This is a genomic window from Sporosarcina sp. FSL K6-3508 (assembly GCF_038615825.1).
Classification (GTDB): Bacteria; Bacillota; Bacilli; order Bacillales_A; family Planococcaceae; genus Sporosarcina; species Sporosarcina newyorkensis.
Map to the genome: position 1 here is coordinate 584,931 of NZ_CP152016.1, position 19,437 is coordinate 604,367.

The window sequence follows — 19,437 nt, forward strand, 5'->3', positions numbered from 1 at the left end:
TTTTATGGTAGAAGTGAAGGAAAGTCACAGGGACGCTGGGATCTTAGAATCCGTACAAGGAAACCGACTCACTTCACATCCTTATTTGAATCAGTTTAGTATGTTGGATCTTCGAGATCGTGTATAAGAAAGTGGAATCGATGAGGCACTGTGAAGACTTCTATGAATGGTCAAAAGGAGGAAACAAGATGAGTTATGTAATGGCGTTTGATGTCAGTATGGGAAAAAGCGCGGTGGTGATCTATGACGACAATCAGCAGTGTCATTACGAAGGTGAAGTGGAACATACAACAGTGGGGTTCCGTTCACTAAAAGAACAGATTAATTTAGTTAGGAAACTAGACGGTCAACTACCAGAAATCGTATTCGAGGCAACCGGTGTTTATTCGCAGGGCCTAGAGCGCTTCCTACAGAACGAGCAATATCCTTATAGCCGTATAAATCCTCTACAAGCTAAACTACAAATGGCTACAGGTAGTATGCGGCGACACAAAACGGATATCAGCGATGCACATGAACTAGCTAAATCGCATTTCAAGACAGAGCGGAATAAAACCTATGTACACGAAGAATATTTTGAACAAATGCGGGCATTGGGAAGGTACTACGACGATTTAGAACATGAAAGTCGACAATATGCGAACCGATTACATGCATTTCTGCAGTTAAGCTTTCCCTTATTGGAAGACGTGTTCTCTAGGAGTTCTCTTCACTTCTTACAAATCGTACAACATTACCCTCATCCAGATTTGATAAAGGGTTTATCGTTGGAAGAGATACAGAGCCGAGTGAAAGAGACTTCGCTCAAAAATATATCACTTCAACAAGCGGAGAAAAAGGCAGCACTTCTACTGGCAGCTGCTGAAAATTCCTATCCAGCCATTCAGGCGACAGGTGTGCGGTGTCAGCACCTAAAGGAGTGTGCCCAACGAGTCAAAGAACTGAAACGCCAGAAAAAAGAGATCATCAAACAGATGGTCCAACTTTCAAAGGAACGTAGCGATTTTCAAGTGCTCATATCTTTTCCAGGCATTGGAGAAGCTACCGCTGTTCGGATTATTGGAGAGTTGGGAGACATTCGCCGTTTTCAAAATAACAAACAGGTGAATGCGTACGCCGGTATTGATATTCAACGGTATCAGTCAGGGAAGCTCCACTATCAAGATCGAATCAATAAACGTGGGAACCGTAGGTTAAGGAAGATTCTGTACTTCATGGTTATTTCCATGATTTCTTTACGAAAACGAACACAAAATACCATTGTTGATTACTATGACCAATTAAAAAAGCAACCCCAGAGTAAGCCTCATAAGGTTGCGGTGATCGCTTGTGTGAATAAGTTCCTGAAAGTCGCATTTCACCTTATTCAACACAGCATCCCCTATAACTATGCATTCGCCATGGCTAGTGCGTAAAAGGATAGCTTTACTATAGCACATTTCTCCTTTCGAAAAACAGCAATTCGTTAGGTCTATTTAGCATATGCAAAAATAAAGCTCAGATTTTACTAATTTTTTCAGTTTAAGCAATTAGATCATGACGGGGGATGGCTTCTTTCGCTCGCTATATAGGATTGGAGCGGAAGACGGTCGACTCCTGGGGGATCAGCGTGCGTCTTGAGACCCCGCAGGAAGCGAAGCGAACGAGGAGGCTCAAGGCCACGCCCCCCGGAAAGCGTACCGTCTGGAGCGGAAATCCCGGGGTGCTCACTAGCTGTGGTTTCACACGCCTATTCGGATAGTAAATCATAGTACGTATCTTTTATTCTAACAAAACCCTTGACTAGAGGTAAGAAAGCGTCCACCCAGAGCGCAAATCCCCGGACCGCCTAGCTAAGTCACCAACCCTCTTTCAACCAAGCAAAAAAAGCAACAAAAACTTTATAAACAAATATGTCGAATGTTTGACAATGCGAACACTTTGTGAATAATTTATCTTGAATCAATTGACATAAAAAAACCCCTATTGTATGCTAACAAAGGGTAAGATTGATAAGGAACTCATACATATCTTAGGTAAAGAAATGATGTTTTCGAGCTTTCTAGTCTTTCCACCATGAACGCCTGCTAGCCTCTTTGACTGCGTTATGCAAAGCAACGCTACCTGGTGAACAAAAAGGCGTTTCACTTACAATTTCCAGATTCCAATGCAAGGAATCTATGTCGTAAAAGAATGATGGAAACGACAAAGTCTAATCACGTTCGACACTTGTCGAAAAAACTACTGAGCACTTCACCAAAACCACTTGGAATCCAAATACGAAATAGGAGAATCACCGACAATGCAAAGTATGCAGGAAATTTTCAATCGGCAAAAGAAGAGCTTCTTTTTTTTGCTTGCATTGTTTGGGCTCGGCTGGTTCTTTTTGGACTACCGGACAATCTTCGCGGGACTCATCTTAGGTTCATCTTTCGGAATGTACAACTTTTGGATTTTGGTGCGGCGGATGGAACGATTTGATCGGGCCATTACCGAAGAAAAGCGTGCGAAATCATTAGGGATGGGCTTACGTTTTGCATCAGGTGTAGCGGCGGCAGCCATTGCACTTTCTCTGCCGGAAGAGTTTGATTTGATCAGCACGGTAATCGGGTTAATGGTACCTTATGTATTGCTGTTCACTGATCGTCTGCTGTTCCATGGGAAGCATTAACACTTTACTAGCAAGGGGAGGTGAACAAAAACGTGAATCATGAAAATCCACAGTTTGTTTTATTCGGAATTGGGTTTAACCCTTCGAATATATTGATGCTGTTTGTGACGTGTCTGGTCGTTTTCTTGATTGCAGTAGCATCCACTCGGCGGCTTCAAATGAAACCAACGGGCATGCAAAACTTCATGGAATGGGTCATGGACTTTGTCAAAGGCATCATTAAAAATAACATGGACTGGAAAACGGGAGGACGCTTCCACGTACTAGGGATCACCTTAATCATGTTTGTCTTCGTGGCGAATATGCTCGGATTGCCATTCGCAATCGTCTGGGACGATCAACTTTGGTGGAAATCTCCGACAGCCGATCCAGTTATCACGTTAACCCTCGCTTCTACAGTTGTTGCGTTAACGCATTTCTATGGCGTCAGACAGCTTGGACTTGGTGGGTATCTTAAAACATACGTCCAGCCGATTCCTTTCTTGGCACCACTGAAAATCATTGAGGAATTCGCAAATACGTTGACACTCGGTCTTCGTCTTTACGGTAACATCTTTGCAGGTGAGATCTTGATCGGTCTTCTTGCGACACTCGGTGCAGGAAGCGTCTTCGGTTTAGTCGGAGCTGTGATCCCGGCACTTGCATGGCTAGGTTTCTCCGTGTTCATCGGAGCGATCCAAGCATTTATCTTTGTTATGTTAACGATGGTCTATATGGCTCACAAAGTCAGCACGGACCACTAAACATAGAAATACCCTATTTAGGGAAACCAAAACTATACAAATATTAGGAGGAAATACACTATGGGTTTATTGGCAGCAGCACTAGCAGTTGGTCTAGGTGCACTTGGCGCAGGTATCGGTAACGGTTTGATCGTTTCTAAGACAGTTGAAGGGATCGCTCGTCAACCAGAAGCACGCGGCGTTCTTCAAACAACAATGTTCATCGGGGTTGCATTGGTTGAGGCACTTCCAATCATCGCAACAGTTATCGCGTTTATCGTAATGAACAAATAATTTTCGAATTATATGGCGAAGCACGTAGTATAGGTCTTCGCCATTGCTTTATGTGGATAAATAGTTGAAACATCTGAACATAGAATAATTTTGCCAATCAGGCAGAAGACTGAAACGAAAGAGTCATGAGCTCTTGAAGGGAGTGAAACAATCGTGTTGGATACCTTCGTCCTCTTATCAGCAAACGCTGACGCAGGATTTTTAGCAAGTTTGAACCAGCGACTCAATTTAGGTGACATCATCGTCACTGTCGTATTTTTCACGATTCTCATGGTACTTCTCAAGAAGTTCGCATGGGGTCCGTTAATGGGCATAATGGATCAACGGGCGCAATTAATCGCTACGGAGATCGAACAAGCCGAAAAAAGCCGTCAAGAATCTGCAAAGCTTCTTGAAGAGCAACGTGCTCTATTGAAAGAAGCACGCGACAATGCACAATCTATCGTCGAAAACGCTAAGAAACAAGGTGATACTCAACGTGAAGAGCTGATTACGGCTGCACGCGCTGAAGTAAGCCGAATGAAAGAAGCTGCTACTCTCGAAATCGCTACAGAAAAAGAGAAAGCAGTGGCTGCAGTTCGCGAAGAATTCGTATCTCTATCTATTTTGGCTGCGTCTAAAGTTCTTGGGAAAGAAATTTCCGAAGACGATAACCGCGCATTGATCGAAGAAACGATTGTGAAGGCAGGCGAAGGGCGATGAGCCAATCGGTAATCGCAAAACGTTATGCCGTTGCATTGTTTGATGCTGCACAGGAAAAACAACAAGCTCTTGCTGTGCAAACAGATTTAAAAGAGCTGAAGAAGATTTTTGAAGGGGAAAAGGAATTGAGTGAGATGCTAATTTCTCCAAAATTCTCGATCCAAAAGAAGAAACAATTAATTGGGCAATTTTTCAGTGAAGCAAATCCGCTCGTATTGAACACACTATATGTTCTAATCGACGCGGGGCGTATTGGAGAAGTACTGAACGTTATCGAAGATTACCAGGACATTGCAAATGAAGCATCCGGTGTCGCCGAAGCAAAAGTATACTCTACACGTCAATTGACGGTTGAAGAGAGCAATGCGATTTCCACTGCCTTTGCACATAAGGTCGGGAAGCAATCATTGCATATCGAAAACTTGATTGACCCAAGCCTAATCGGAGGCATCCGCCTTCAGATCGGCAACCAAATTTATGACAGCAGCATCAGCGCAAAGCTGGCGCGTCTTGAACGTCAATTAATCAATTAATTTGAATTAAGAGGGGTGACATACATGGGCATCAAAGCTGAGGAAATTAGCGGTCTGATTAAACAGCAGATCGAAAATTATCAGTCTGAAATGGAAGTAAGTGAAGTAGGTACTGTAATCCGTGTAGGTGACGGTATCGCACTTGCTCATGGCCTCGACAATGTCATGGCGGGAGAGCTTCTTGAGTTCTCTACCGGCGTAATGGGTCTGGCACAAAACTTGGAAGCGAACAACGTAGGTATCGTTATCCTTGGGCCATACACAGACATTAAAGAAGGCGATGAAGTACGTCGCACAGGACGTATTATGGAAGTACCAGTCGGAGAAGAATTGATCGGCCGTGTCGTCAATTCACTTGGACAACCAGTTGACGGACTAGGTCCTATCAACACAACAAAAACACGCCCTATTGAAAGCCCTGCACAAGGGGTTATGGCGCGTAAATCTGTTCATGAACCGTTGCAAACAGGAATCAAAGCGATCGATGCGCTAGTTCCGATCGGTCGTGGACAGCGTGAATTGATCATCGGTGACCGTCAAACAGGTAAAACAACTGTTGCGATCGATGCGATTCTAAACCAAGCAGACCAAGACATGATCTGTATTTATGTAGCGATTGGACAAAAAGAATCCACTGTTCGTGGCGTAGTAGAAACATTGCGCAAAAACGGTGCTCTTGACTACACAATCGTAGTAACAGCATCTGCATCAAGCCCGGCGCCAATGCTTTATTTGGCACCATATACAGGTATTTCAATGGCAGAAGAATTCATGTTCGCAGGCAAGCACGTACTGATTGTTTATGATGACCTATCTAAACAAGCAGCAGCTTACCGTGAACTTTCCTTGCTACTTCGTCGTCCTCCAGGTCGTGAAGCTTATCCAGGGGATGTCTTCTACCTACACAGCCGCCTGTTAGAGCGTGCTGCGAAATTGAACGACTCTTTAGGAGCAGGTTCAATCACTGCACTACCATTCGTTGAAACTCAAGCAGGAGATATCTCTGCTTATATTCCAACAAACGTAATTTCCATCACGGACGGACAAATCTTCCTTCAATCCGACCTCTTCTTCTCAGGCGTACGCCCTGCAATCAACGCAGGTCTTTCCGTATCCCGAGTTGGTGGTTCGGCGCAAATTAAAGCGATGAAGAAAGTTGCCGGTACACTTCGTTTGGATCTTGCTGCATTCCGTGAGTTAGAAGCATTCTCACAATTCGGTTCGGATCTTGATCCGTCTACAAGAGCGAAACTGGACCGCGGTCAGCGTACAGTTGAAATCTTGAAGCAGGACTTGAACAAACCATTGAAAGTCGAATACCAAGTTATCAGTCTATATGCACTGACACGCGGTTACCTCGACGATATTCCAGTAAAAGACGTACTGCGTTTTGAAAGTGAAATCACTAGCTGGTTAGAATCAAACCACACGGAAGTTTACGATCACATCCGTACAACAAAAGATCTTCCAGCGGACGACGTAATGAGCGCAGCGTTCAACGAATTCAAGAAAAACTTTGTGACTTCTGAAGCGTAATTTTTCTCTTGATGGATCTTAAAATAAAGGTGGTGAATAGCCAGTGGCGTCCTTACGCGAAATAGAAAGCCGTATTGCTTCAACGAAAAAGACGAGTCAAATCACGAAAGCGATGCAAATGGTCTCTGCTTCCAAACTGAACCGTGCTGAAATGAACGCTAAGAAATTCGTTCCCTACATGGACAAAGTGGAAGAAGTGGTCGGTGCCATTGCATCCGTAACGAAAGATTCCGGGCATCCTCTTTTAACTGCACGTCCCGTTAAGAAAACTGCGTACATCGTAGTGACTTCTGACCGTGGACTCGTAGGTGGATACAACGCGCACATTTTCCGTGCCGTAACCCGCGCAATCGAACAACGCCACAAGTCAAAAGACGAAGTGGTCATTATCGCGATTGGTCGAAAAGGCTATGAATTCTTCAGTCGTCTTGGATTCAAGATTGAAGAAAGTCTGATCGGGCTTTCGGATCACCCTCGTTTTGAAGAAGTAAAAGATATCGCGAATCGGGCTGTTGGCATGTTCACAGAAGGCGTTTATGATGAAGTGTATTTATACTACAACCACTTCATCTCAGCCATCTCCAACGAAGCAACTGAACGTAAATTGCTTCCACTCACAGATATTTCATCCGTATCTGCAACTTCATCTTATGAGTTCGAGCCTTCTGCTGAAGCGATACTCGAAACCCTTCTCCCGCAATACACGGAGAGCCTCATTTATGGAGCAGTACTGGATGGAAAAGCGAGCGAACATGCTTCCAGTATGACAGCGATGAAGACGGCGACAGACAATGCGTCTGAACTAATCGATTCGTTAACATTACAATTTAACCGTGCACGTCAAGCAGCGATCACTCAAGAAATCACAGAAATCGTAGCCGGCGTAGCAGCACTTGAATAAAAGATTTGAAGGAAAGTAAGACAGGAGGGAAAAGCATGAGTAATGGACATATTCTTCAGGTTATGGGTCCGGTTGTTGACGTTAAATTCGAAGACGGTCAGCTTCCTGCAATCTATAACGCATTGAAGGTAAATATCGACCGCGGAAACGGCGAGGTCGAAGTGTTGACTCTAGAGGTGGCACTACACCTTGGTGACGACGCGGTTCGTACGATTGCAATGTCCTCGACAGATGGTCTGAAACGTGGTACTCCAGTAGAAGATACAGGCGCACCTATTTCTGTTCCAGTCGGAGACGTTACACTCGGACGTGTATTTAACGTACTAGGCGAGGAAATCGACCTAGCTGAGCCAGTTCCAGCTGATGCACAACGTGATCCAATTCACCGTTCTGCACCTACATTCGAACACCTTTCCACAGAGGTTGAGATTCTGGAAACTGGAATTAAAGTAGTTGACTTGCTTGCGCCATACATCAAGGGTGGTAAAATCGGACTCTTCGGTGGTGCGGGAGTAGGTAAAACAGTTCTAATCCAAGAATTGATCAACAACATCGCACAAGAACACGGTGGTATTTCCGTATTCGCAGGTGTTGGAGAACGTACTCGTGAAGGTAATGACTTATTCTTCGAAATGACAGACTCAGGCGTTATCAAGAAAACGGCAATGGTCTTCGGTCAAATGAACGAGCCACCTGGTGCGCGTATGCGTGTTGCACTTTCGGGCTTGACAATGGCTGAACACTTCCGTGATGAGCAAGGACAAGACGTTCTATTGTTCATCGATAACATTTTCCGCTTTACACAAGCAGGTTCTGAAGTTTCTGCCCTTCTTGGACGTATGCCTTCTGCGGTTGGTTACCAGCCGACATTGGCTACAGAAATGGGTCAGTTACAAGAACGAATCACTTCTACAAATAAAGGTTCCGTTACATCGATCCAAGCGATCTATGTACCAGCGGATGACTATACGGATCCAGCTCCGGCAACAACATTCGCTCACTTGGATGCGACAACGAACTTGGAGCGTAAGCTTTCTGAGATGGGTATCTACCCAGCAGTAGATCCGCTTGCTTCATCTTCTCGCGCATTGAGTGCTGAGATTGTTGGAGAAGAGCACTACCGTGTAGCACGTGAAGTTCAGACGACGCTTCAGCGATACCGTGAATTGCAAGACATCATTGCAATCCTAGGTATGGATGAGTTGGATGAAGACGACAAGCAGGTTGTTGACCGCGCGCGTCGTATCCAGTTCTTCTTGTCTCAAAACTTCCACGTAGCTGAACAGTTTACAGGACAAAAAGGTTCTTACGTTCCAGTTGCTGAAACAATTAAAGGCTTCGGAGAAATTTTGGAAGGTAAGTATGACCACTTGCCGGAAGATGCATTCCGTTTGGTCGGACGCATCGAAGAAGTTATCGAAAAAGCAAAAGGCATGGGCGTAGAAGTCTAAGAATAGGGACCAGGAGGGGAAAAAATGAGTAAAATCAAAGTGAATATCGTCACTCCCGACGGCCCTGTTTGTGAAATGGATGCGAACATGGTGATTGCAGTTACCGAAGCTGGTGAGATCGGGGTTCTTCCCGGCCACATCGCAATGGTAGCACCACTTCAAATTGGTGCACTTCGCCTTAAAACAGACGGCAAGACAGAAACCGTCGCAGTCCACGGAGGTTTCATCGAGGTCCGTCCTGAAGTGGTTACTGTATTGGCGCAGAGTGCTGAAATGGCTAAGTCCATTGATATTGCACGCGCAAAGAGAGCAGCCGAAAAAGCAGAAGCGGACTTGAAAGCAAAAACAGATAGTCTTGATCTGCGTCTAGCTGAACTTGATTTGAAGCGTGCCATCAACCGTATGCAAGTGTATGAGCAACGTGTATAAATAGAAGTACGAAGGCGGACAGACAATATTTCTGTCCGCCTATTTTTTTAGAATGTATAGTTTGGGATTGGCAACTGACAAAATTATTTCACAACGATCCAAAAAACGTTCGAACGTTCGTAACTCCTTGCGAACCGAGCCAAAAGTTCATTTAACCGAACGAAACACGGCTGGGACCGAACCAAAGTTGCAGTGAACCGAGCGTAACGAGTTCAGTGCCGAACCAAAGTTTATACAATTCTTGAAAGGAGTTTGAACGATGAGCACACTCGGCAGTAATCCGCTGCTTGCGATCGTTTCGCATATTTTTTTCATTGGGATTAGTTTTTATGCGTTACAAGCAATTCTTACCCAAGCAATTATTCGTAAAAATCGTGTTTTCCAAACACAACTTTTGTTTATTTTGCTAAGTATTGCAATTGGTTCGACCGTATCAAATTTCTTTTTAGACATATCCTATTGGTCAGGAAGATGGTCTACCTGGTTTTGATTTCCTTCAGCTGAAGTTTGTCAACATCTTCTCAGCAGGAGTCAGAACTCCGGCTGAAAGAAGTTAAAACCAAAAAGTTTGTTGTTCTGGTGAGTACAATGAAAAAGCGAGTGGGTGGGACATCGTTGATCTACGCTGCAGGCGGACGCTTTCCGGGGGGCGTGCGGTGAGCCGCTTCCTTCGCTCCGCTCAGTCCAGGGTCTCACCTGTCCGCAAATCTCCCAGGAGTCGCCGCCTTCCGCTGCGATCAACTGGTATAGTTTTCAGGCAGTGTGATTGGGAATTTGTTCTCCCCCTAAAAAACAATGGGTAAACCTTGGCTATGGTTTCGTTATTTTATTGAACTTTAAGACAGAACACATTGAATTTTTAAAATAATGAAGGTAGTTATCTTAATTATTTACTTGATATGTGCAGTGAAATCTATAAGTATTTATACTTCACCTCTTAGGGATTGGAGCGGCGGGTGGCGACTCCTGCGGGATTAGTGCGACAGGTGGCAGGAGCGTAGCGACGAGGAGGCTCACCGCGCACCCCGCGGAAAGCGTCCACCCAGAGCGAGAGCCGTAACGAAGAACGGCTTTTGCGAGCATAAGCGAAGCGTTGTGAGCACATCTTTGGTTTAAATCCCCGGACACTAATTCTCACTTATAGCTAGGATACAATTCTTTGCCGTAACTATACACCAAAGAAAATTCCGTGGAATACGTGTAAGTACTGGATGACTCGGGTATTACGATTAATATGTCCAATTTGGCCTCGCTAATTACAAACACATTGTGTCGAATTGCCACATATACTACATTACGTAAGAAATACCCGAAAATTGCGCCGGAAGTTACTTGTCTACTAAAGTTTTACAAGGTACAATAGAATGTGTTTTATGTGTAAACTTTCAATAAGAACAAGTATGTACTGGATATTAATAACAAAAATGTTTATGGATAATTATAGCTTGTGGGCAGAAGGATAAATTTGACTCGGAGGGGCTAGTGGTGGAAAAAATTATTATTAACGGCGGACGGACTTTACAAGGGAACGTACGTGTAGAAGGTGCGAAGAACGCGGTACTGCCGATCTTGGCAGCAGCTTTATTGGCATCTGAAGGTGTAAACGTGATTCGTGACGTGCCGAATCTTTCGGACGTGCGGACAATCAATGAAGTACTCAAAAGCTTAAATGCAAAAATTACACACGATCCTGAAAAAGGCGAAGTGATTATTGACTCTCGTGGAAAATTGGCAGAGGAAGCGCAATTTGAATTCGTACGTAAAATGCGGGCATCCATTTTAGTGATGGGACCCTTGCTGGCACGCAACGGCTTCGCACGTGTCGCGTTACCAGGCGGCTGTGCAATTGGCTCAAGACCGATCGATCAGCATTTGAAAGGCTTCGAAGCAATGGGAGCTGAAATTTCATTTGGACATGGGCATGTGGAAGCAAAAGTCGATGGCCGCTTGAAAGGTGCAAAAATCTATTTGGATTTCCCGAGCGTGGGCGCAACGGAAAATATCATGACAGCTGCAGCTTTGGCTGAAGGCACTACAATTATTGAAAATGCCGCAAAAGAACCTGAAATCGTCGACTTGGCAAACTTTATCAATGAAATGGGTGGTAAAGTGGTGGGTGCGGGTACGGATAATATCCGTATCGAAGGAGTCTCTACACTCTATGCTTCTATCCACCACATTATTCCTGACCGCATTGAAGCCGGCACATTCATGGTGGCTGCTGCAATCACAGGCGGCGATGTCATCATTGACAACGCGGTGCCAGAACATAGCACGGCATTGATCTCTAAATTAACTGAAATGGGTGTAATCGTCACGGAATTGGATGAAGGTGTTCGCATTACAGCGAAGCATCCTTTGAAGGCAGTCGATTTGAAAACGATGCCGCATCCTGGATTCCCTACGGATATGCAATCACAAATGATGGCGTTGATGCTCACTGCAACAGGTACAGGTGTATTGACTGAAACTGTGTTTGAAAATCGTTTCATGCATGTGGAAGAATTCCGCCGCATGAATGCGGATGTGAAAATTGAAGGACGCTCAGTGATCGTTTCAGGACCTTCTAAAATCCAGGGAGCTGAAGTCGCTGCAACTGATCTGCGTGCCGCAGCATCACTTATCCTAGCTGGCCTCGTCGCAGAAGGGGTCACTCGTGTTACTGAACTTATCCATTTAGATCGCGGCTATGTTGATTTCGACAAAAAGCTGAAGGCCTTGGGAGCAGATATTACACGCGTTTCTTCTGAACAAGAAATCACGGAAACACAATTTGCATAAACTATCGAAAACCACGGACGTTCATCGTTCGTGGTTTTTTGAGCGCTCAGATAGGTCGTATGATCGTGCATAGCTTGTTTATGAGCGGCAAGCTTGGACTTATGAGCGCACCCGAAAGATTTATGATCATCTACACAAATTTATGAGCGTCTAAGAATTTTATCCTTCGAATCAACGATCACTCTATAAGCATACGAGCTCCACTAACCGCATATAGTGCAGTATGTACAAAAAACTACTCCTTTTATTCATTATTCTTTCATTATTTTTTATTCCAATCCTAGCAAAACAAGCGCCGGATCTGAAGCTGGCAGACCAACGAAAGGAGAAGAAGTGTGACATCATGATTTCCGTTACTGGAGTGGACGAGCCAATTCCTTTAGAAGAGTACGTGGTTGGTGTCGTTGCGGGTGAAATGCCGGCTGACTTCCATGAAGAGGCATTGAAAGCTCAAGTGATCGCTGCACGTACATATGCGGCGCGAAATACGGATAAAGGGGCTAAACCGATAGCGAAGGATGTTTCCGCGCAAGTGTATCGGACGGAAGCAGAACGCAAAGAGCGCTGGGGGAAGGCCTTTAAACAGAACGAGAAAAAAATCAGGAAAGCAGCAGAAGCAACAAGAGGTGATATTATCGTTCATGGTGAAGAAATCATCTCAGCAATGTTCTTCTCTACATCTAATGGTAAAACCGAAGCCGCACAAAACTTCAGTGGAAATCCAGTGGAGTATTTACAAAGCGTGGATAGCCCTGGTGAAGAAAAAGTAGCACCGACTGTCGAACGTAAATTGCAAATGACTTTAACAGAATGGAATCGGAAACTTGGATTGAAGTGGGATGCGGACGAATTCCGCGAACTTCAATTAGTGAGAAATCAAACAGGACGGGTTCAAAAAATCATCACGGGCAATTATGAGACAAGCGGACGACAGGTTCGGGAGAAATTGAATTTGGCCTCAACAGACTTCAATATTGCATATGATGTCAACAATCAAATTGTGCATATTACGACGCTCGGATATGGACATGGTGTCGGGATGAGCCAATACGGAGCTGAAGCGTATGCTCAAAAAGGCTGGACGGCAGATAAAATCATTTCACACTATTATACAGGTACACGGATACAAAAAATAAATTTACCTGAAGATGAATGTTTAAAATCCTCTTAACTTGCAAAGAATGCAAGTGAGGTGATGACAATGCGAGAAGAAAAACCAAAGGCCCCTTCTCAGGAAAACAAAAAAATGAAAAACGGCTGGTTCTGGCCTGCCATTTATACGGGCGTAGCGCTCCTATTTATCGGCATGGTATGGGGCTACTCCGCAATGACGACGAAAGATGAAGCAGTAACGTCGGATGTGGCGAAGCTCGATCAGCCGAATGACGATGTCACGGTGGAAACAAATGCAGCAAACGAAACACTCAAGTATCCATTCCATGAAGATCAACTAGATCAAGTCGCTATTTTACAAGAATTTTACGATCCTACAGCAGAAGAGTCGGTGCGTGAAAAGGCATTGCTCGTATTCAAGCAATCTTATGTCACAAGCAAAGGTCTATCTCTTTCGATGGACGGACAACCGTTTGAAGTAGTGGCGGCACTGAGCGGTACAGTAGAGGCTGTCGTCGCGGATTCATTCAAAGGCAGTGAGATCAGACTAAAACATGCGGACGGTATGACAACGGTCTATAGTTCATTGACAGGCGTACTTGTGAAGGAAGGCGAAGAAATCCAACAAGGACAAGTCCTCGCAACGACTACACAAAACGATTGGAATCCACAAGCAGGCGTACATTTGCAATTTGAAGTTCAAAAAGACGGCGTGGCTGTCAACCCACACGACTACTTGGCGTTCTAATTAAATAAACAATCCACTAAGCCATTCCAGCCCCCCGGAATGGCTTTTTCATATGTTCGTAAGTGTTTGCATACAATAGAACACCATAAAGGAGTGAAAAGAGAAAGGAAGAGGGCGTGCACGAGCAAATTAGAAGGCGTTGCGTACGTCTTGGGAGGATGCTGATTGAAACGAACTTGACAGTGCGTGCGTTAGCCAATGCGACCGGCTATTCCAAGAGTACGGTGCATAAAGATTTGACCGAGCGACTGCCGAATGTCGATCCCGGCCTATCGGAACAAGTCGCAAAGATTCTTGCCTATCATAAATCGATCCGCCACCTTCGCGGAGGAGAAGCGACCCGCCAAAAATGGAAAAATGAAACCCCTAAGCAACAGGCGGATGCCTAGGCTCACCACTAACCTCTGACCGCCAATCCCATTACTTGTAATAAGCTCAAATTATGATACAATCTAAGTAAGTTAATACTTCTGGTTTGAGTTACTGAGAGACCTCAAAGGATGATTGCATTCAGCAGTCATTCTTTTGAGGTTTCTTTTTTTCATACTTCATTAAAAAAGGGAGAGAGACAAATGACAACATTTTCTTCATTGGAACGTACTGCGTTAGTTGATCAATTGAATTCCGAGCTTTTTGACGTCGTGATAATCGGCGGCGGCATAACGGGAGCAGGTATTGCACTCGATGCGGTAACACGCGGACTGAAGACGGCACTTGTTGAGATGCAGGATTTCGCTTCCGGAACATCCAGCCGCTCCACGAAACTTGTCCACGGAGGATTGCGTTATTTGAAGCAATTTGAAATCAAAGAAGTTGCAGAGTTAGGTAAAGAGCGGGCGATCGTCTATGAGAATGGTCCGCATGTCACAACGCCTGAACGCATGTTGCTTCCATTTCACACAGGCGGCACATTCGGAAGCTTCTCCACTGCAATCGGCTTACAAGTATATGATTTCTTGGCAGGCGTTAAAAAGTCTGAACGACGGACGATGTTGAATGTGGAACAAACGCTGAAACAAGCTCCCCTTGTAAAAAAAGAAGGTCTTCAAGGCAGCGGTATGTATGTAGAATACCGGACCGATGATGCGCGATTGACGATTGAAGTGATGAAAGCAGCAGCAGAAAAAGGAGCGTTCATCCTTAATTACGCTACTGCTGAAGGATTTGTCTACAATGATCAGAATAAAATCTCGGGTGTGCAAGTCCGCGATACGATTGCGGATCAGCAGTTCACAATCCAAGCGAAGAAAGTGATCAACGCGGCAGGTCCTTGGGTGGATGAAGTCAAAAATATGGACGGTTATTCTGCGGGTAAACATTTAATCCTTTCAAAAGGCATCCATCTTGTTTTTGACCAAAGTGTCTTCCCTCTGCACCAAGCGATTTATTTCGATACACCAGACAAGCGTATGATTTTTGCAATTCCGCGCGAGGGGAAAGCGTATGTCGGCACGACGGATACCTTTTACGAAGGAGATCCTAAAGAAATGCAGATTACGGAAGCGGATCGAACGTATATACTCGACTCCATCAAGTTCATGTTCCCGGAAGTCCAAGTGACAGAAGACGATGTTGAGTCCAGCTGGGCAGGCGTACGACCGCTCATTCACGAAGACGGCAAGAATCCATCTGAAATTTCGAGAAAAGATGAGATTTGGGAATCGAAAAAAGGACTCATCACAATTGCTGGCGGTAAATTGACCGGCTACCGTAAGATGGCGGAGACGGTTATCAATAAAGTAGTCCAGCAGCTTTCGAAAGAAACCGGCCGGAAATTCCCGCGCAGCATCACGAAACATTTCCCGATTTCAGGCGGAGATATCGGCGGGTCGTCCAACTACAAACGATTCATTCAGCAATCCGTAGAACGTGGACAAGCATTAGGCTTTACAGAACGCGAGAGTCGGCACCTAGCTGCATTGTACGGTTCAAACGTGGAGAAAGTATTCACAATTCCTTACGAACCTGTAACGGATATGCCGCGTATTCTATACGTCAAACTGCGCTACGCTATTGAACAAGAAATGGCGGTAAAGCCGACTGACTTCTTCATCCGTCGTACAGGAGATCTCTATTTCCATATGGCCAACGTGACAGCCGGCAAGTCCGATGTATTGAATGAAATGGCTGCCATCTTAGGATGGACAGAACCGGAAAAGTCAAAATACGAGCAAGAATTGGATGAAGAGGTTAGAAAGGCAACGACAGTCATCTAACATGGTATAGTAAAGAAAAACTTTGATGGAGGAGTGATCATCGTCATACCTTTTCATGGTCAGAAAATCTTACCTGCGGCTCGGACGATGAAGCAATTCGAACGGCTGCTGGACAGTCCATTTGAATATATCGTGTTACTGGAAGTGCATATAAGCAATGTGAAAACCTTGAAACAAGAAGCGGATAGACGATGCAAGAAACTCATTATCCATGCAGATTTGATTCAAGGCTTGAAAACAGATAATTTTGCTGCCGACTTCCTATGCAATGATATTCGTCCGGCCGGTATCATTTCAACCAGATCCAATATGATTGCAAAAGCGAAGGCAAAAGGCATTATTGCGATCCAACGCATGTTCTTGCTCGATACGATCGCTCTTGAGAAAAGCTACTCGTTAATTAAGCAAACTGCTCCAGATTTCATTGAGATGCTGCCCGGTGTGATTCCTGAATTAATCCAGGAAGTACAGGAACATACGGGCATTCCGATCATCAACGGTGGTCTGATCCGCACAAAACAGCATATTGACGATGCGCTCGGTGCAGGAGCGGTGGCGGTGACTACTTCCGATCACTTGCTGTGGGAGTCGTTTACAAAAGATATTAATTCCGGAAATTAATGTTGACAGATAATTCAACCGGCGATATACTTATTGGTAAGTTCATACAAGTGGTTGAGTACAGGATCCCACGATTAATTTCTTGCATCGCGCAAGGGGTTAGTTGTGGGTATTTTTGCGTTTTCAATCACGTATCATGAAGATAGGGGAGGATACGGGAGATGACACCTTTTGTTGGGGAATTAATCGGAACCATGATACTGATCATTTTTGGCGGCGGTGTAGTCGGTGGAGTTCTCATGAAAAAGTCCAAGTCGGAAGGCGCAGGCTGGATTGTCATTACAATTGGTTGGGGACTTGCGGTAGCCATGGGGGTATATGCAGTCGGTGGTGCTAGCGGAGCTCATTTGAATCCTGCCGTCACGATCGGTTTCGCTACGATCGGAGACTTTGCATGGGCGGACGTGCCGATGTATATCGCAGCCCAAATGATCGGTGCTATAGTCGGCGCGGTCATCGTATATTTACAGTACTTGCCGCATTGGAGAGAAACGGAAGATCAGGATGCAAAACTATCGGTGTTCGCAACGATTCCGGCAATCCGTCATCCGCTATCAAATCTGACAAGCGAAATCATCGGAACATTTGTCTTACTGCTCGGTCTGCTGTCGATCGGAGCCAATGAATTTACAGAAGGGTTGAATCCGCTCATCGTCGGAGCGCTCATTATCGCGATCGGCATGTCGCTCGGTGGCACAACAGGCTACGCCATCAATCCGGCACGTGATCTCGGACCGCGTATCGCACATTTCTTCTTGCCGATACCGGGAAAAGGAAAATCCGATTGGGGTTATGCTTGGGTTCCGATTGTTGGTCCAGTACTCGGAGGTGCGTTTGGTGCGTTATTTTATAAACAGTTTTTTATTGGAGAAAACAGTGCAGCGTTTTGGATTGTAGGGGCAATCGTTTTAGCTGTTCTATTGGCTGCCCAGTTCTCTGTGAGTAAGGGAATGAAATCAGAGTAGTCATCACGAAGCGCTTTAAAGTTCGGAGCGAAGTCAGAACGTGTATAATGGAAACCAACTAGTAAATTGGAGGAATTGAAGATGACAGAAAAATATATACTGGCACTCGACCAAGGAACTACGAGTTCACGGGCTATTTTATTTGATTCAAAAGGCGAGATCTATCATACTGCACAGCAAGAATTCACGCAGTACTTTCCCAAATCCGGTTGGGTCGAACACAATGCAGATGAAATTTGGAGCTCGATATTATCTGTCATTGCAGCAGTGATCTCCGAGAAAAACATTACAGCTACGCAGATTGAAGCAATCGGTATTACCAATCAACGCGAAACAACTGTCGTGTGGGATAAGCATACTGGAAATCCTGTGTACAATGCGATTGTCTGGCAATCACGTCAAACTTTGGATATTTGTGAAGAGTTGAAAGAAAACGGTTACAATGAACTGTTCCGCAATAAAACCGGTTTGCTTGTCGATGCGTACTTCTCAGGAACGAAAGTGAAATGGATTCTTGACAACGTCAAAGGCGCGCGGGAACGAGCGGAGAATGGCGACTTGCTGTTCGGCACGATCGATACGTGGATCATTTGGAAGCTATCCGGCGGCAAAGCCCATGTGACCGACTATTCGAACGCCTCCAGGACATTGATGTACAATATCCACGAACTTAAGTGGGATGAAGAGCTGCTGTCGATCTTAGATGTGCCGGCTTCCATGCTTCCTGAGGTTCGTCAGTCTTCCGAAATCTATACGCACACCGATGCAGCCCATTTCTTCGGTTACGAAGCACCGATTGCAGGAATAGCGGGAGACCAGCAAGCCGCGCTATTCGGCCAAGCATGCTTTGAAAGCGGCATGGTGAAGAATACCTATGGAACAGGCTGCTTCATGCTCATGAATACCGGCGATAAGGCTGTCACATCCGAACATGGATTGCTGACAACGATTGCTTGGGGCATCGACGGCAAGGTGGAATATGCTCTGGAAGGAAGCATCTTCGTCGCAGGCTCCGCCATCCAGTGGCTGCGCGATGGCCTGCGCATGTTCCGCAAATCAGCAGAAAGTGAGATGTATGCCAATCGAGTGGACTCTACGGAAGGCGTCTACGTCGTGCCAGCTTTTGTAGGACTAGGCACACCATACTGGGACAGCGACGTCAAAGGAGCAGTCTTCGGCTTGACCCGCGGCACGACGAAAGAACATTTCGTCCGTGCAACACTCGAATCGCTTGCCTACCAAACAAAGGACGTACTCGATGCAATGGAAGCAGATTCAGGAATTTCATTGAAAACATTGAGGGTCGATGGCGGAGCCGTTGCCAACGACTTCCTCATGCAATTCCAAGCAGATCTGCTGAATGTACCTGTCGAACGTTCAACAGTCAATGAAACAACTGCACTCGGCGCCGCTTATCTAGCAGGCCTAGCAGTAGGCTTTTGGAAAGATAGCAAAGAAATCGCAACCCACTGGCGCCTAGACCGTCCATTCAATCCGGAGATGGAAGACAGTCAGCGAGAAGAACTGTACAAAGGTTGGCAAAAAGCCATCAAAGCCACTACCGCATTTAAATGAGCGAATAAAATAGTAGCGCCTGCAGCCGCAGAAGTTGGCTGCAGGCATTTTTAATTGGCAACTGCCTCGCTCATACACCCAGCCATTGCGCTCATAGAGCATCTATCCGCGCTCATACGCCCAGCCTTTGTGCTCATAAAGCGTCTATCTGCGATCATACACCCAGGCATCGCGCTCATAAAGTATCTCTCCACGCTCAT

19 protein-coding genes are annotated in these 19,437 nt (G+C 45.3%); all 19 read left to right on the top strand.

The annotated features are described in order from the left end of the window. Window positions 1-188: 188 nt before the first annotated feature. The 19 genes from MKX97_RS02740 to glpK all read left to right on the top strand — a co-directional run bounded on the left by MKX97_RS02740 (window position 189) and on the right by glpK (window position 19,237). On the top strand, window positions 189-1,415 hold the full coding sequence (locus MKX97_RS02740; protein WP_342536893.1) for an IS110 family transposase: 1,227 nt from the start codon (window positions 189-191) through the stop codon (window positions 1,413-1,415). An 866-nt stretch (window positions 1,416-2,281) separates the two neighbouring features. Next, entirely contained in the window at window positions 2,282-2,650 is a 369-nt protein-coding gene (locus MKX97_RS02745) for an ATP synthase subunit I (RefSeq protein ID WP_078817031.1), read from the top strand. Window positions 2,651-2,682: 32 nt separating this feature from the next. Continuing rightward, complete coding sequence (gene atpB / locus MKX97_RS02750) at window positions 2,683-3,393, top strand: F0F1 ATP synthase subunit A (RefSeq protein ID WP_040758506.1); 711 nt, start codon at window positions 2,683-2,685, stop codon at window positions 3,391-3,393. Window positions 3,394-3,453: 60 nt separating this feature from the next. Continuing rightward, window positions 3,454-3,666, top strand: coding sequence for a F0F1 ATP synthase subunit C (gene atpE / locus MKX97_RS02755; protein ID WP_009766206.1), 213 nt, complete (start codon window positions 3,454-3,456; stop codon window positions 3,664-3,666). Between the two features lie 210 nt (window positions 3,667-3,876). Beyond that, window positions 3,877-4,368 (top strand): F0F1 ATP synthase subunit B, encoded by a 492-nt coding sequence (gene atpF / locus MKX97_RS02760; protein ID WP_040758981.1) that lies wholly within the window; start codon window positions 3,877-3,879, stop codon window positions 4,366-4,368. Next, window positions 4,365-4,901 (top strand): F0F1 ATP synthase subunit delta, encoded by a 537-nt coding sequence (locus MKX97_RS02765; RefSeq protein WP_078817032.1) that lies wholly within the window; start codon window positions 4,365-4,367, stop codon window positions 4,899-4,901. The genes atpF and MKX97_RS02765 overlap by 4 nt, the downstream gene beginning before the upstream one ends. A 24-nt stretch (window positions 4,902-4,925) precedes the next feature. Next, on the top strand, window positions 4,926-6,437 hold the full coding sequence (gene atpA, locus MKX97_RS02770) for a F0F1 ATP synthase subunit alpha (protein ID WP_009766203.1): 1,512 nt from the start codon (window positions 4,926-4,928) through the stop codon (window positions 6,435-6,437). A gap of 43 nt (window positions 6,438-6,480) precedes the next feature. After that, complete coding sequence (gene atpG / locus MKX97_RS02775; RefSeq protein ID WP_009766202.1) at window positions 6,481-7,338, top strand: ATP synthase F1 subunit gamma; 858 nt, start codon at window positions 6,481-6,483, stop codon at window positions 7,336-7,338. A 35-nt stretch (window positions 7,339-7,373) separates the two neighbouring features. Next, window positions 7,374-8,789, top strand: a complete 1,416-nt coding sequence (gene atpD / locus MKX97_RS02780; protein ID WP_009766201.1) for a F0F1 ATP synthase subunit beta — start codon at window positions 7,374-7,376, stop codon at window positions 8,787-8,789. 24 nt (window positions 8,790-8,813) lie between these two features. After that, the gene (locus tag MKX97_RS02785; RefSeq protein WP_009766200.1) at window positions 8,814-9,218 is read left to right on the top strand and encodes a F0F1 ATP synthase subunit epsilon; all 405 of its coding nucleotides are present in this window, start codon (window positions 8,814-8,816) and stop codon (window positions 9,216-9,218) included. Window positions 9,219-9,477: 259 nt separating this feature from the next. Further along, window positions 9,478-9,708, top strand: a complete 231-nt coding sequence (locus MKX97_RS02790; RefSeq protein WP_009766199.1) for a DUF1146 family protein — start codon at window positions 9,478-9,480, stop codon at window positions 9,706-9,708. A 995-nt stretch (window positions 9,709-10,703) separates the two neighbouring features. Further along, window positions 10,704-11,999 carry a UDP-N-acetylglucosamine 1-carboxyvinyltransferase gene (gene murA / locus MKX97_RS02795; protein WP_221835135.1) on the top strand — a complete coding sequence of 432 codons (1,296 nt, stop codon included), beginning with the start codon at window positions 10,704-10,706 and terminating at the stop codon, window positions 11,997-11,999. 223 nt (window positions 12,000-12,222) lie between these two features. After that, a complete protein-coding gene (spoIID, locus tag MKX97_RS02800; RefSeq protein ID WP_009766197.1) occupies window positions 12,223-13,170 on the top strand; it encodes a stage II sporulation protein D in 948 nt (315 codons plus the stop codon). Window positions 13,171-13,200: 30 nt separating this feature from the next. Then, a complete protein-coding gene (locus MKX97_RS02805) occupies window positions 13,201-13,860 on the top strand; it encodes a M23 family metallopeptidase (RefSeq protein WP_245799451.1) in 660 nt (219 codons plus the stop codon). A 116-nt stretch (window positions 13,861-13,976) separates the two neighbouring features. Further along, window positions 13,977-14,249, top strand: a complete 273-nt coding sequence (locus MKX97_RS02810; RefSeq protein WP_078817033.1) for a sporulation transcriptional regulator SpoIIID — start codon at window positions 13,977-13,979, stop codon at window positions 14,247-14,249. A gap of 183 nt (window positions 14,250-14,432) precedes the next feature. Beyond that, window positions 14,433-16,076, top strand: a complete 1,644-nt coding sequence (locus tag MKX97_RS02815; RefSeq protein WP_221835134.1) for a glycerol-3-phosphate dehydrogenase/oxidase — start codon at window positions 14,433-14,435, stop codon at window positions 16,074-16,076. A gap of 45 nt (window positions 16,077-16,121) precedes the next feature. Beyond that, window positions 16,122-16,697 carry a glycerol-3-phosphate responsive antiterminator gene (locus MKX97_RS02820; protein ID WP_221835201.1) on the top strand — a complete coding sequence of 192 codons (576 nt, stop codon included), beginning with the start codon at window positions 16,122-16,124 and terminating at the stop codon, window positions 16,695-16,697. 161 nt (window positions 16,698-16,858) lie between these two features. Next, window positions 16,859-17,662 carry an MIP/aquaporin family protein gene (locus MKX97_RS02825; RefSeq protein ID WP_078817034.1) on the top strand — a complete coding sequence of 268 codons (804 nt, stop codon included), beginning with the start codon at window positions 16,859-16,861 and terminating at the stop codon, window positions 17,660-17,662. Between the two features lie 81 nt (window positions 17,663-17,743). Further along, window positions 17,744-19,237, top strand: a complete 1,494-nt coding sequence (gene glpK / locus MKX97_RS02830) for a glycerol kinase GlpK (protein ID WP_221835132.1) — start codon at window positions 17,744-17,746, stop codon at window positions 19,235-19,237. Window positions 19,238-19,437: the final 200 nt, after the last annotated feature.